Below are 13,345 nucleotides of genomic sequence, written 5' to 3' on the forward strand. Positions count from 1 at the left end.
ATCCTGTTACTCGACCGTTACGACCAAGTAGCCAAACATCAACCATAGATAGCGGAAAATCAAATGAAAAAGCAACCGTATGTAAAACCTTCACAAGCTAAGTGAGGGCCACAAATCGACATCGAGAAATATGCAAACTAATAGGAAAACAGCGGGTCCGCCGATTTCCAGCGCACAAAGTTTTACCGGTAAGGTGGTGAGAGCGCAGGGGTTCGAACCCTGGACCTACTGATTAAAAGTCAGTTGCTCTACCGGCTGAGCTACGCTCTCCCAAGGGCATGTCGTTCCGTGCCCCGAAAGTGGGCGGAACATATGCAGACGAACCCGCGTGGTCAACCCGGGTTTTCTGCAAAAATTTCATCTTTCCCGTACTTTAATGAACGGATTTGCCGTTTTCTTCTTCTTCGAACATCACGGCAGCATCACCATTGGCCGAAAGGCGCACGATTCCGCCCTCGATTTCGGCGACGAGGCCCAGCGAGATGAAATGATGGTGCCCTTCATGACCGCCCTCACCGCTGTCTTTTTTCGTCAATTTGATTCGGCTGCCTTCGACCCGGTCGACCGTGCCCACATGAGCACCGTCTGCGCCGATCACTTCGGCATGTTCCTTGATGTCGCGTGCATTGATCATGACGATCTCCTTTGCGTTTGCGCGGTGACAACGCAGAAACCGCCGGAAGGATGCATGGCATGTCCATGGGCATGGCACGAGGCCGATACAGCTCCCGAATCTTACCTATAATTCACTAGGTTTCGCCTCATACCTATGTAATGCCAAAGCCGATGAGGGCTTAGCCGCGCGTCAACCGAATCAAGCCGCCGCGGATGAGCGCCCTGAAGGAGACCAGCGTTGAACATATCCAACAAGCCGGACCCGGCCGCAAAGACCAGCACCACACCTGACCTTGCCGCGATCCTCGCACAGGCTGGCGGCACGAAAAAGCGTTCGCGCCGACTGGTCTGGCCATTGGCGCTGTTGCTGGTGCTGGGCGGCGGATATGGTGCATACAGCTATTTTTCCGGCAGCGGCCCGCGTTACGACTATACGACCGAAACGCTGAAAAACGGCGACCTCAACGTCATCGTCACGGCGACCGGCTCGGTCCAGCCGACGGATCAGGTCGATGTCTCGAGTGAACTGTCCGGCACTGTGCGCAAGGTCAACGTCACCTATAACAGCGCGGTGAAGGCCGGCGACGTGCTGCTGGAGCTGGATACCAACAAGCAGGAAGCCGACGTGCAGAGTGCGCGTGCCCAGCTTGCTTCGGCAAAAGCCAATGTGCTGAAGGCCGATGCCGAACTCTCTTCGGCAAAAGTATCGCTCGATCGTCTCACCAACCTCGTCAACAGCCGCATCTCCAGCCAGCAGGATCTTGATTCGGCGCGTTATGCCTACGAATCGGCGGAAGCCACGAAATCGGTCAATGAGGCCTCGGTTCTGTCGGCGGAAGCGAGCCTGCGTCTCGCCGAGGTCAATCTGTCGAAACTGAAGGTCGTCTCGCCCATCGATGGGGTCGTGCTCACCCGCGATGTCGATCCGGGCGCCACCGTCGCCTCTTCGCTGAATGCACCCGTCCTATTCACCATTGCCGGCGATCTGAAGCGCATGGAGCTGCAGGTGTCCGTTGATGAGGCGGATGTCGGTCAGGTTCGCGAAGGGCTGGATGCCAGCTTCTCCGTCGATGCCTATCCCAACCAGAAATTTCCGGCCAGGATCGAAAGCGTTCGTTTCGCCTCCGAAACCGTGAACAATGTCGTGACCTACAAGGCGATCCTGACGGTCGACAATGCAGATCTGCTGCTGCGTCCGGGCATGACGGCGACATCCGACATCACCGTCGAATCGCTCAAGGACACGCTGCTCGTTCCGAACGCCGCCCTGCGTTATTCGCCGCCGATGCAACAGAGTGCGCGCGGCGGCAATCCTCTGACCCGCCTGTTCTCGCCTCCTCGCCGACCACGGGGTGGCGCTCAGGCCAATGCGTCCGCTCAAGCGGATGGCTCACGTGTCGTCTGGGTGTTGCGAGACGGCGCACCGGTGCGGGCCCGTGTCATGACCGGCGCAACCGATGGCCGTTTTACGGCGATCAAGTCCGGTGAACTGAAGGAAGGCGATCGCGTCATCACCGACGCCAACGCCCGCAATGGCTGACCGCGCATGACAGAGGCTCCGCTCATCGAATTCAGAAAGGTCTCGAAATTCTACGGACGCGGCGAAGCGACAATCCGTGCGCTCGACCATATCGACCTGTCGATCAGAACCGGCGAATTCGTGGCCATCATGGGCCCGTCCGGCTCGGGCAAATCGACGGCGATGAACATTCTCGGCTGCCTCGATACGCCCTCCTCCGGTGACTATGTTTTTCAAGGCGTATCCACATCCGGTTTCGGCCGCGAGCAACTGACGCTGCTGCGCCGCCATATGCTGGGCTTCGTCTTTCAAGGTTTCAATCTGCTTGCGCGAACCTCGGCCGTGGAAAACGTCGAACTGCCCCTCGTCTATCGCGGCATGGATACCAGACGACGCCGCGAGCTTGCCATGCACGCGCTGGAGCAGGTTGGCCTGAAAGGTCGCGAGGGCCACACGACGCAGGAGCTCTCCGGCGGCCAGCAGCAGCGCGTGGCGATTGCCCGCGCCATCGTCACCAGCCCCGCCGTGCTGCTCGCCGACGAACCGACAGGCAATCTCGACACCCGCACCAGCATCGAGATCATGGATTTGATCACCGGCCTCAATCGGGACCACGGCATCACCGTCATCATGGTCACCCACGAGGAAGATATCGCCGCTCACGCAAAACGCCTGCTGCGCTTCACCGATGGCCACCTCGTCTCTGACGAGATGCAGGAAAAGGAAGCGGCCCATGTTCTTTGAAACGACAAAGCTCGCCTGGCGCGCCATCAGCCGCAATCTCTTGCGCTCCTTCCTCACCGTGCTCGGAGTCGTCATCGGCGTTGCCGCCGTCATTGCCATGGTCACGATCGGCAACGGCACGACGGCCCAGGTGCAGCAGGAACTGTCACGGCTTGGCACCAACACGCTGTTCGTACGCCCCGGCCAATGGGGTCCGGGACGCGCCAGTTCGGAAGCGAAACGATTTGTCGACGCGGATGTGGAGGCCATGCGCAGCCAGATCAGCGGCCTGCGGGCCGTCGCACCCGTCAACCGTGGCACGGCGACCGTGATCGCCGGCGGTGCGAACCATTCGACCAGCGTCATCGGCACCACCAACGATTACCTGATCGCCCAGGATTGAGACATGGCGCTCGGCCGCAATTTCGAGCCGACAGAAGATCGCAGCAGCCAGGCCGCCTGCATCATCGGTGAAACCCTGCGCAAGGAACTGTTCGGGTCCGCCAACCCGGTGGGCCAGACCATCCGCGTCAGCAATGTCGCCTGCCCCGTCGTCGGCGTGCTAGCCACCAAGGGCCAGTCGGGCATGGGCGATGATCAGGACGACACCGTCATCATGCCGCTCAAACTGCATCAACGGCGCATCGGCGGCACTACCACGATCAGTTCCATCACCCTGTCCGCACAGGATGGTGTCTCGACCTCAAAAGTGCAGACCGACGTGCAGAACCTGCTGCGCGAACGACGCCGCATAGCCATCGGCCGCGACGACGATTTCTCGGTCAACGACATGACACAGATCGCCTCGGCCATGACCGGCACGACCGTGATCCTGACTGGCCTCCTCGGCGCGGTCGCCGCCGTCAGCCTTCTGGTCGGCGGGATTGGGATCATGAACATCATGCTTGTTTCGGTGACGGAACGAACCCGGGAAATCGGCATTCGGCTCGCCATCGGTGCTGTCGAGCGACAGGTTCTGACCCAGTTTCTGGTGGAGGCGGTCATGCTCTCGGTCTTCGGCGGCGCTACCGGCATCCTGACGGGCGTGGCGCTGGCCTATGGCGTGGTGACCTATATGAGCGTGCCCTTCGTGCCGAGCCCGACGATCATCGCGCTCGCCTTCGCCTTTTCCGCCGCCATCGGCATGGTGTTTGGTTATTTCCCGGCGCGACGCGCTGCTCAGCTGAACCCGATCGAGGCCCTTCGCCACGAATAGAAAAAGGGCCGCGAAGGCCCTTTTGAAATCGTTTCGGTTGCGTCTTTTCAGACCGCAGACGTCTGACCTTCTCGGCTCTTGGCCAACGCAGCCAGATCAGCCGGCTTCAATTCAACCGATTCGCCGCAGCCGCAGGCAGACGTCTGGTTCGGATTGACGAAGGTGAATCCGGAGCGCATCTGCGTCTGCTCGAAATCCATCTGGGTGCCGAGCAGATAGAGAACCGCGGACGGTTCGATCCACACTTTTGCGCCGGAGAACTCGACCAGATCGTCCTTGGCGTGCGGCTCGGTCACGAGATCGACGGTATATTCCATACCGGCACAGCCGCCCTTCTTGATCCCGACGCGAATACCCTTGGCATCCGGCCCGGAATTCCCAACGATCGCGTTCACACGTGCCGCTGCCGCCTCTGTCATGGTCATCACTGCAAAGCCCATCGGCTCATTCTCCTTGCGCATCCGGGTTCAAGGCCCGGTGGTTCTGGCGTCATATGTAGTTCTTGATAAATGCCCAATCAATAGATTCGGTTACTTCGGCACGATGCGCCAATCGCGAGCGGCATGAATCACTCTCAGAACGACAATGCTTTCGTCATCCAGCCGATAAAGCACGATATATCTTCCCGTTGGAAACATTCGAAGCCCTCGACGCACATCATCATGCGCAGTTCCCATTTGTGGGTTCGTGTCGAGGAGATCGAAAATGCGAAATATCGCCTCTCGCCATGCTCGAGCGGCAGTTGGATTACGTGCCGCCAGATACGCGAGTATCTCTGATATATCCCTGCGCGCCCGAGGTCTGAGACGAAACCGCATCAGAGCTTGCGTCCAAACTCTTTCTCGAATTCCTCGTCTATCTGCCGCATCGCTTCGCCGGCATCGATGAGATCGCCACTCTCCTCGGCCTCGGCAATCAGAGCGTCCAGTTCGTCTACGGTATAACCATGGATCAGACGTGATGACCGCAACGTCGCCATGGCTTTCGTGACGACATCACCAGCCGTTGCAAACTCCCCGGAAGCGACCGCCTCGTTGATCGCCTCGCTCACTTCGCGAGGAATATCGATGCTTACCTTCTCAAGCTGCGGCATGATGCTGAGCCTCCGGGGGACGCGGAAAAATGATAACCGATCAAGCCGATCAATACCAGCCGACCGCCACCTGCGCCTCTTCCGACATGCGCTCCGGCGTCCATGGCGGATCAAAGGTCATCTCGACCTCAACGCCCGACACGCCTTCGACGGCCCCCACGGCATTTTCCACCCAGCCCGGCATTTCGCCAGCAACCGGGCAACCGGGGGCCGTCAGCGTCATGGCGATCTTCACCATGCGGTCGTCCTCGATATCGATCTTGTAGATCAAACCGAGTTCGAAAATGTCGGCCGGGATTTCCGGGTCGTAAACGGTTTTCAGCGCCGCGATGATGTCATCGGACAGGCGCTCCAATTCGTCGGCCGGAATGGCGGAATCGATGATGCCTTCACGGGCATCCCATTTTGGTATGTCTTGGTCCATGACCCCTAAAATCCTCAGGCAAAGAAATTGCGCGCATAGTCGAGCGCATCGGCCAGCGCATCCACTTCGGCACGGGTATTATACATGCCGAAAGATGCGCGACATGTGGAGGTGACGCCAAAGCGTTTCAACAGCGGCATCGCACAATGTGTACCGGCCCGCACCGCCACGCCACGGCGATCGATCACCATCGACACGTCATGGGCATGAATGCCGGCCAGTTCGAACGAGAAGATAGCCCCCTTGCCCGGCGCATTGCCGATAATGCGAAGCGAATTGATCGCCTGCAACCGTTCGGTCGCATAGGCGGTCAGATCCGCCTCGTGGCGGGAAATCGCCTCGCGGCCGATCTTCTCCATGTAATCCAGCGCATGGCCAAGCCCGATCGCCTGCACAATCGGCGGCGTTCCGGCTTCGAAACGATGCGGCGGATCATTGTAGGTGACAAAATCCTGATCGACATCGACGATCATTTCGCCACCGCCCATGAACGGCCGCATCTCCTTCAGTCGCTCGGTCTTGCCGTACAGCACGCCGATGCCCGAAGGCCCGTAAAGCTTATGGCCGGTCATCACGAACCAGTCGCAATCGATATCGCGTACGTCGATCGGCATATGCACCGCGCTTTGCGAACCATCGACCAGAACCGGAATGCCACGCTCGCGGGCGATGCGGCAAATTTCCTTGACCGGAACCACGGTGCCGAGCGCATTCGACATGTGGGTGATGGCGATCAGTTTGGTCTTCTCTGTCAGCGACTTTTCGAACGCTTCGATGTGAAAAGCGCCTTCGTCATCCACCGGCACCCAGACCAGTTTTGCGCCCTGCCGTTCGCGGATGAAATGCCACGGCACGATGTTGGAGTGATGCTCCATGATCGAGATAACGATCTCGTCGCCCTCGCCGATCTTTGGCATGCCATAACCGTAAGCGACGGTGTTGATCGCCTCGGTCGAATTTTTGGTGAAGATGATCTCATCCACCGAGCCGGCATTCAGGAATTTCCGCACCTTTTCACGCGCCGCCTCATAGGCATCGGTGGCGGCATTCGAAAGATAATGCAGGCCGCGATGCACATTGGCATATTCGTTCGAATAGGCGTGGCTGATCGCATCGATCACCGATTGCGGCTTTTGCGCCGAAGCGCCGTTATCGAGGTAAACGAGCGGCTTGCCATGCACCATGGTCGACAGGATCGGAAAATCCCGCCTGATGGCTTCGACGTCGTAAGCGGCGTGTGTGGTGTGGTCCATCGATAAGCCTTTCTGATCCCGCTTTAAGCGAAATGCCGGCAGAAGCTCTTTGCTTGAAGGCAAACTTGATCGTTTCCCTCCGTCATCCTCGGGCTTGACCCGAGGATCCAATCAGGTTGCAACCGGCTCAACGGTCGCAGATGCTCGGGACATCCCTCGGGTCAAACCCGAGGACGAGCATAACGAGCGGAGGAGTTCTGCCCCTCCGCCCTTCAATATCAGGCGTGCTTTTCCAGCCAGACGGAAATGATGTCTTCCAGTGCTTCCACCAGTTGCTCGTTTTCCAGTTCCTCGACGATCTCGGCGACGAAAGCGTTGACCAGCATGGCCCGCGCCTTGTTTTCCGGAATGCCGCGTGCCTTCAGGTAATAGAGGTGGTTGTCGTCGATATCGGCAACCGTCGCACCATGGCCGCAGACCACGTCATCGGCAAAGATTTCGAGTTCCGGCTTGGCCGAAAAATCGGCATCGTCCGACAGCAGCAGCGTGTTGCACGACATTTTGGCATCGGTCTTCTGAGCGTCGAGCGCCACCTTGATCATGCCCTGGAACACGCCACGCGCACGATCGAACACCACGTTACGGAAGACTTCCGTCGAGCTCGTGTTCGGCACGTTGTGCGCCAGAACCAGCGTCACGTCGGTATGCGTGTCACCGCCCAGCAGGTTTACGCCGCGCAGCGTCAGTTCGGCATTTTCGCCCGACACATCGATACGCAGTTCCTGACGCACCAGCTTGCCGCCGGCATTGATGACGAACAGTTTCAGCTTGGCATCGGCACCCACACGAATGCGGATCTGGCCGAGATGCGTGTCCTCAGCGCCCTGCTGCTGCACGATCACCCAAGTGACGTCCGCACCATCACCGACAGAAATGTCGCTGACAGTGGAAACGAAGGCCGAGCCATCACCGGTCGCGGCGTGGCGCTCGATCACGGTTGCCGTGCTGTTTGCGCCAAAGCTGACCGGAAAGCGCGTATGCACTTGACCACCGCCATGGATGGCCTGGATTTCGATCGGCGTTTCCAGTTCGGTGTCGGCCGGCACTTCCAGCACATAACCGTCGGCAACAAAACTGCCGTTGATACGGCCGATGGCATCGTCACCGTCGATGACGGAAAGGCCCGGAGCAGCCGTTCCTTCTCGCAGCATATCGGCGAAAGCGCTGACAAGAACGCCTTCGACAGCAGCCTTGGCATCGACCTTGCCCTGAAGGGCAGCCAGAACCGGCGAACCGTCCACGAACGGCGTCTTCGCATCGATGACAGCCGTGCTGGCCTCGCTCGGCACAGCGCGCAAAAGCGTCTTCAGGTCGGTATAGTGCCATGCCTCGATGCGACGCGTCGGCAGGCCCTTGGTCTTCAGGTCGTCGAGCAGGCGATCGCGGGCGCTGGCAACGGCGCCATTGCCCGGCAGGTCGCCGAAGGACGCGTTATAGGCGTCGATCAGCGCGCTTTCCGCAGCACTCAGGCGGGGTTGGGTCTGGGTATCCATAGTCTTTTCACCTCCCGCCGATCAGGCTGCCGCGCCGATGATGTCGGCGTAACCGTTGGCTTCCAGTTCCAGCGCCAGTTCCTTGTCGCCCGAACGGATGATCTGGCCCTTGTAGAGAACGTGAACGCTGTCCGGCACGATATAGTCGAGCAGGCGCTGGTAGTGGGTGATGACGATGGTGGCGCGATCCGGCGACTTCAGCGCGTTGACGCCATCGGCAACGATCTTCAGCGCATCGATATCGAGGCCGGAATCGGTCTCGTCGAGCACGCACAGTTTTGGCTCCAAGAGCGCCATCTGCAGGATTTCGGCGCGCTTCTTTTCACCGCCGGAGAAACCGACGTTCAGCGGACGCTTCAGCATGTCCATGTTGATCTTCAGCTCGCCGGCCGATTCCTTGACGCGACGGATGAATTCCGGGGTCGTCAGTTCTTCTTCGCCGCGCGCCTTGCGCTGCTCGTTCATCGCCACCTTCAGGAACTGCATGGTGGCAACGCCCGGAATTTCGACCGGGTACTGGAAGGCAAGGAAAATGCCCTTGGAGGCGCGCTCAGCCGGGTCGAGTTCCAGAATGCTCTCGCCGTTGTAAAGGATGTCGCCCTCGGTGACTTCATAGTCCTCGCGGCCCGACAGGATGTAGGACAGCGTCGACTTGCCGGAACCGTTCGGGCCCATGATAGCGGCCACTTCGCCGGCCTTCACGGTGAGGTTCAGGCCACGGATGATTTCGGTGCCGTCTTCGGCGATACGGGCGTGCAGGTTCTTGATCTCAAGCATTCTCTTTGTCCTGTTCATAGGGCGGTTCAAGGGCCGCCTGTGTGCCCGCAAGGGCCTATCTCAAGTTTTGCGTTCGTCATCCTCGGGCTTGTCCCGAGGATCTAAGCCGTCAATTGTAGTCGTTCCATTGCCGCGTATTCTCACGTGGCCGATAGGTATTTTCGATCTCGTCGATGCGCTCAAACAGGTCCATCCAGGTTGGATTGATTTCCTCTATGAGGTTGATCTTCCACTCACGCAGATAACGCTTCAACGATTTCTCCCGCTGTATCGCCAGAACGATATTGGGATGGGTTTCGAACCAGACGAGGTTCTTGGCCCTGTATTTTTCTGTGTAGCCCTTCTGCACCACATTACGATGTTCCCAGATCCGTCCATGAAGATCACTCGTCACACCGGTGTAGATCACACCGCGCGGCTTATCGGACATCATGTAGACGAAGCCACTCATCCTATATCCTGCGGCAGCAGATCCTCGGGACAAGCCCGAGGATGACGGCGTTAAATGTCCTTATCCAACCGAACCCTCAAGCGAGATGCCGATCAGCTTCTGCGCTTCGACGGCAAATTCCATCGGCAGTTCCTGAATGACTTCCTTGACGAAGCCGTTGACGATCAACGCGATCGCCTCTTCGGTCGGGATGCCGCGCTGCAGGCAGTAGAACAGCTGGTCTTCGGAAATCTTCGAGGTGGTCGCTTCGTGCTCGAACTGAGCCGAAGAGTTCTTCGCCTCGATGTAGGGCACGGTATGCGCGCCGCAACGATCGCCGATCAGCAGGCTGTCGCACTGCGTGAAGTTGCGGGCATTGCTCGCCTTGCGGTGAGCCGAAACCTGGCCGCGATAGGTGTTCTGCGAAACGCCGGCGGCGATACCCTTGGACACGATGCGGCTCGACGTGTTCTTGCCGAGATGGATCATCTTGGTGCCGCTATCGATCTGCTGGTGACCGTTGGAAACGGCGATCGAATAGAATTCGCCACGGCTTTCATCACCGCGCAGGATGCAGGACGGGTATTTCCAGGTGATCGCCGAACCGGTTTCGACCTGCGTCCAGGAGATCTTGGAACGGTCGCCACGGCAATCGCCACGCTTGGTGACAAAATTGTAGATGCCGCCCTTGCCTTCCTTGTCGCCCGGGAACCAGTTCTGAACGGTCGAATACTTGATTTCGGCATCGTCCAGAGCGACGAGCTCGACGACCGCCGCATGCAGCTGGTTTTCGTCGCGCTGCGGTGCGGTGCAGCCTTCGAGATAGGAAACGTAGGCGCCTTCTTCGCAGATGATCAGCGTGCGTTCGAACTGGCCGGTGTTCTTCTCGTTGATACGGAAATAGGTGGACAGTTCCATCGGGCAACGAACGCCCTTCGGCACGAACACGAAGGAACCATCGGTGAAGACGGCGGCATTCAGCGTCGCATAAAAATTGTCGGAGGTCGGAACGACCGAACCGAGATATTTCTTGATCAGCTCGGGATGTTCGCGGATTGCTTCCGAGATCGACATGAAGATCACGCCGGCCTTCTGCAGTTCCTTCTTGAAGGTTGTGACGACAGACACCGAGTCGAACACGGCATCGACGGCAACCTTCGATTTTTGGACGCCGGCCAGAATTTCTTGCTCACGCAGCGGAATGCCAAGCTTTTCGTAGGTCCGCAGCAGTTCCGGATCGACTTCGTCCAGAGAAACCGGTCCCGTAACGTTTTTCGGAGCGGCATAATAATAATAGTCGTTGAAGTCGATCTTCGGGTAATCGACGCGCGCCCAGCTCGGCTCTTCCATAGTCAGCCAGCGGCGATAGGCGTCGAGACGCCATTCCAGCATCCAGTCCGGCTCCTGCTTCTTGGCAGAGATGAAACGGATGATGTCTTCGGACAGGCCCTTGGGCGCCTTGTCGACTTCGATGATCGTCTCAAAACCGTATTTGTACTGGTCGATATCGATCCCACGGACCTGATCGATTGTTTCCTGAACGGCAGGCATCACATTCTCCAAATCTGGCCGGAATAAAGGGTCCGGCAGCTTGTCATCCTCTTGGCGGGGTTCCGCCATCATGTAAGCGCCAGAAGGGGAATTTCCCACCTTTTGGCAAGGTCAAAATTTGCGTTTCCGCAAATCATTCTAAACTGGCGTTTATGCAGCCTGCCCCGAAAGGCGGCGGCCAGCCACTTTGGCAAAAGCGGCAATCGCTCGGTCGATATCGGCCTCCGTCGTTGAGGCCCCAAGCGATATACGCAGGCCGCCCAGTTTCGGATCATGTCCCATGGCGGTCAGCACATGACTTTCGCCGACACGGCCGGACGAGCAGGCCGACCCCGCCGACAGCGCGATACCTTCGAGATCAAAGCCGATCTGACCGGTTTCGGATTTCAACTCCGGCAGGGTGAAGAAGCTCGTATTGGCCACGCGCTTAACATCTGCACCATGGATGATCACGTCAGACGCTGCTGCCCGCATACCCTCTTCCAGTCGGCTGCGCAGGGCCGCGATATGGGCACACCGTGCATCCAGCTCACGAAGCGCCACGTCGGCGGCAGCGCCGAAACCGACGATCGCAAAAAAGTTTTCGGTACCGGAACGATGCCCTTTTTCCTGGCCTCCGCCACGGATCAGCGGCTTCGGCATCAGCACTTCGCCACGCGTAACGAGTGCGCCAACACCTTTCGGGCCACCGATCTTGTGCGACGAAATGATCAGGAAATCGGCATCCAGCGCGTTGATATCGAGCGGCAGACGCCCGGCTGCCTGCACGGCATCAACCACCATCAGGCCACCAGCCGCATGCGCAAGTCTGGCCGCCTCGGCCACAGGCTGCACGATACCCGTCTCGTTGTTCACCAGCATGACGGCCACCATCGGCAGACCGTTTTCACGGTCATGCGCGGAAAGCATCGCCGCAAGCGCTGCCAGATCGACCACGCCCTCACCCGTCACCGGAATTTCATGCACATTTTCGGATGCGAAACGACCGCCTTCACGGATCGCCGGATGTTCGATCGCCGACACATAAAGCGCGCCGATTTTCAGCGGCGAACGCCCCATGCGAAATTCCGGCACCAGAACATGGTTGGAAGCCTCGGTCGCGCCACTGGTAAAGATGACATGCGCCGGCTCAGTACCGACCAGAGCGGCAACCGAACGTCGCGCCTTTTCCAAGGCCGCCCGCGCCGCCCGGCCCTCACCATGCACGGAAGATGCATTTCCCGGCAGCGACAGCGCATCCAGCATGGCAAGACGCGCCTCGTCACACAAAGGTGCGGTCGCGTTCCAGTCGAGATATGTGCGTTCAAGCGCCATGGCCGGCCATTGTCCGATGCGGTTCAGTTTCTAGATAGGCAGTGTACGGCGCATTTTCCTTGAAATTTTCGCCGGCCTTGCCGTATGAGACACCCAACCGGGGCAAACCTTGCTGGTCGCCCCAATTTCGAATGGTTCTAAACTGTTTCTAGAAAAGCTGAGCGGCTTCGTCAAGTCAAAGCACAGCCTAACAGTCAGGAACCTGCGACACTGACCGGAGTACAGATGCCCGAAGTCATTTTCAACGGCCCTGCCGGCCGCCTGGAAGGCCGCTACCAACCATCCAAGGAAAAGAGCGCGCCGATCGCCATCATCCTGCACCCGCACCCGCAGTTCGGCGGCACGATGAACAACCAGATCGTCTACCAGCTCTTCTACATGTTCCAGAAGCGCGGTTTCACGACACTCCGGTTCAATTTCCGCTCGATCGGCCGCAGCCAGGGCGAATTCGACCATGGTGCAGGCGAACTGTCGGATGCCGCCTCGGCGCTCGACTGGGTGCAGAGCCTGCATCCCGATTCGAAAAGCTGTTGGGTCGCCGGTTATTCCTTCGGCGCCTGGATCGGCATGCAGCTGCTGATGCGCCGTCCAGAGATCGAAGGTTTCATGTCGATCGCGCCGCAGCCGAACACCTATGACTTCTCCTTCCTGGCGCCCTGCCCGTCGTCCGGCCTGATCATCAATGGCGATGCGGACAAGGTTGCGCCTGAAAAGGACGTCAACGGCCTCGTCGAAAAGCTGAAGACCCAGAAGGGCATCCTCATCACCCACAAGACCGTCGAAGGCGCCAACCACTTCTTCAACGGCCAGGTGGAAACGCTGATGGGCGAATGCGAGGATTACCTCGACCGTCGCCTCAACGGCGAACTGGTGCCGGAACCGGCTGCCAAGCGCATCCGCTGAGACGAACAGACAAACGAGAATCACACGGCCGCCT

The 13,345-nt window shown here is 58.9% G+C and carries 14 protein-coding genes, 1 tRNA gene and 1 pseudogene; 4 read left to right on the forward strand and 12 right to left on the reverse strand.

Translation table 11 applies throughout. The annotated features are described in order from the left end of the window. Positions 1-194 precede the first annotated feature (194 nt). A tRNA-Lys gene (locus tag J2T09_RS06900) sits at positions 195-270 on the reverse strand. Between the two features lie 103 nt (positions 271-373). After that, on the reverse strand, positions 374-634 hold the full coding sequence (locus tag J2T09_RS06905; protein WP_306832600.1) for a DUF2171 domain-containing protein: 261 nt from the start codon (positions 632-634) through the stop codon (positions 374-376). A gap of 225 nt (positions 635-859) precedes the next feature. Between J2T09_RS06905 and J2T09_RS06910 the strand changes: the two genes are divergently transcribed. The 3 genes and pseudogenes from J2T09_RS06910 to J2T09_RS06920 all read left to right on the forward strand — a co-directional run bounded on the left by J2T09_RS06910 (position 860) and on the right by J2T09_RS06920 (position 4,073). Further along, the gene (locus J2T09_RS06910; RefSeq protein WP_373458399.1) at positions 860-2,155 is read left to right on the forward strand and encodes an efflux RND transporter periplasmic adaptor subunit; all 1,296 of its coding nucleotides are present in this window, start codon (positions 860-862) and stop codon (positions 2,153-2,155) included. Positions 2,156-2,161: 6 nt separating this feature from the next. Beyond that, positions 2,162-2,878 carry an ABC transporter ATP-binding protein gene (locus J2T09_RS06915; protein WP_306832604.1) on the forward strand — a complete coding sequence of 239 codons (717 nt, stop codon included), beginning with the start codon at positions 2,162-2,164 and terminating at the stop codon, positions 2,876-2,878. Further along, positions 2,868-4,073 (forward strand): annotated as a pseudogene (locus J2T09_RS06920) (ABC transporter permease). Before J2T09_RS06915 ends, J2T09_RS06920 begins: the two are co-directional and overlap by 11 nt. Before the next feature lie 47 nt (positions 4,074-4,120). Here the strand turns inward: J2T09_RS06920 and sufA are convergent. The 10 genes from sufA to J2T09_RS06965 form a co-directional block, all read right to left on the reverse strand. Next, positions 4,121-4,513: a Fe-S cluster assembly scaffold SufA gene (sufA, locus tag J2T09_RS06925; RefSeq protein ID WP_306832605.1), complete on the reverse strand. Its 393-nt coding sequence runs from the start codon at positions 4,511-4,513 to the stop codon at positions 4,121-4,123. 90 nt (positions 4,514-4,603) lie between these two features. Beyond that, entirely contained in the window at positions 4,604-4,891 is a 288-nt protein-coding gene (locus J2T09_RS27570; protein WP_373458393.1) for a type II toxin-antitoxin system RelE/ParE family toxin, read from the reverse strand. Beyond that, positions 4,891-5,166: a ribbon-helix-helix domain-containing protein gene (locus J2T09_RS06930; protein ID WP_306832608.1), complete on the reverse strand. Its 276-nt coding sequence runs from the start codon at positions 5,164-5,166 to the stop codon at positions 4,891-4,893. The genes J2T09_RS27570 and J2T09_RS06930 overlap by 1 nt, the downstream gene beginning before the upstream one ends. 49 nt (positions 5,167-5,215) lie before the next feature. Then, the gene (locus J2T09_RS06935) at positions 5,216-5,590 is read right to left on the reverse strand and encodes an SUF system Fe-S cluster assembly protein (RefSeq protein ID WP_112729364.1); all 375 of its coding nucleotides are present in this window, start codon (positions 5,588-5,590) and stop codon (positions 5,216-5,218) included. 14 nt (positions 5,591-5,604) lie between these two features. Next, the gene (locus J2T09_RS06940; protein ID WP_306832613.1) at positions 5,605-6,843 is read right to left on the reverse strand and encodes a cysteine desulfurase; all 1,239 of its coding nucleotides are present in this window, start codon (positions 6,841-6,843) and stop codon (positions 5,605-5,607) included. A 218-nt stretch (positions 6,844-7,061) separates the two neighbouring features. Next, a complete protein-coding gene (gene sufD, locus J2T09_RS06945) occupies positions 7,062-8,336 on the reverse strand; it encodes a Fe-S cluster assembly protein SufD (protein WP_306832615.1) in 1,275 nt (424 codons plus the stop codon). A gap of 21 nt (positions 8,337-8,357) precedes the next feature. Next, positions 8,358-9,113 carry a Fe-S cluster assembly ATPase SufC gene (gene sufC, locus J2T09_RS06950; protein ID WP_306832617.1) on the reverse strand — a complete coding sequence of 252 codons (756 nt, stop codon included), beginning with the start codon at positions 9,111-9,113 and terminating at the stop codon, positions 8,358-8,360. Positions 9,114-9,222: 109 nt separating this feature from the next. Next, a complete protein-coding gene (locus tag J2T09_RS06955; protein ID WP_306832619.1) occupies positions 9,223-9,564 on the reverse strand; it encodes a GIY-YIG nuclease family protein in 342 nt (113 codons plus the stop codon). A 60-nt stretch (positions 9,565-9,624) separates the two neighbouring features. After that, entirely contained in the window at positions 9,625-11,094 is a 1,470-nt protein-coding gene (gene sufB, locus J2T09_RS06960) for a Fe-S cluster assembly protein SufB (protein ID WP_306832621.1), read from the reverse strand. A 150-nt stretch (positions 11,095-11,244) separates the two neighbouring features. Further along, complete coding sequence (locus J2T09_RS06965; protein ID WP_306832623.1) at positions 11,245-12,408, reverse strand: cysteine desulfurase family protein; 1,164 nt, start codon at positions 12,406-12,408, stop codon at positions 11,245-11,247. A gap of 225 nt (positions 12,409-12,633) precedes the next feature. Here J2T09_RS06965 and J2T09_RS06970 point away from each other — a divergent pair, with 225 nt between their 5' ends. Continuing rightward, positions 12,634-13,311 carry an alpha/beta hydrolase gene (locus J2T09_RS06970; protein ID WP_306832624.1) on the forward strand — a complete coding sequence of 226 codons (678 nt, stop codon included), beginning with the start codon at positions 12,634-12,636 and terminating at the stop codon, positions 13,309-13,311. The last annotated feature ends 34 nt before the right edge of the window (positions 13,312-13,345 follow it).

Source organism: Neorhizobium huautlense (assembly GCF_030811685.1).
GTDB classification, from domain to species: domain Bacteria; phylum Pseudomonadota; class Alphaproteobacteria; order Rhizobiales; family Rhizobiaceae; genus Neorhizobium; species Neorhizobium huautlense_A.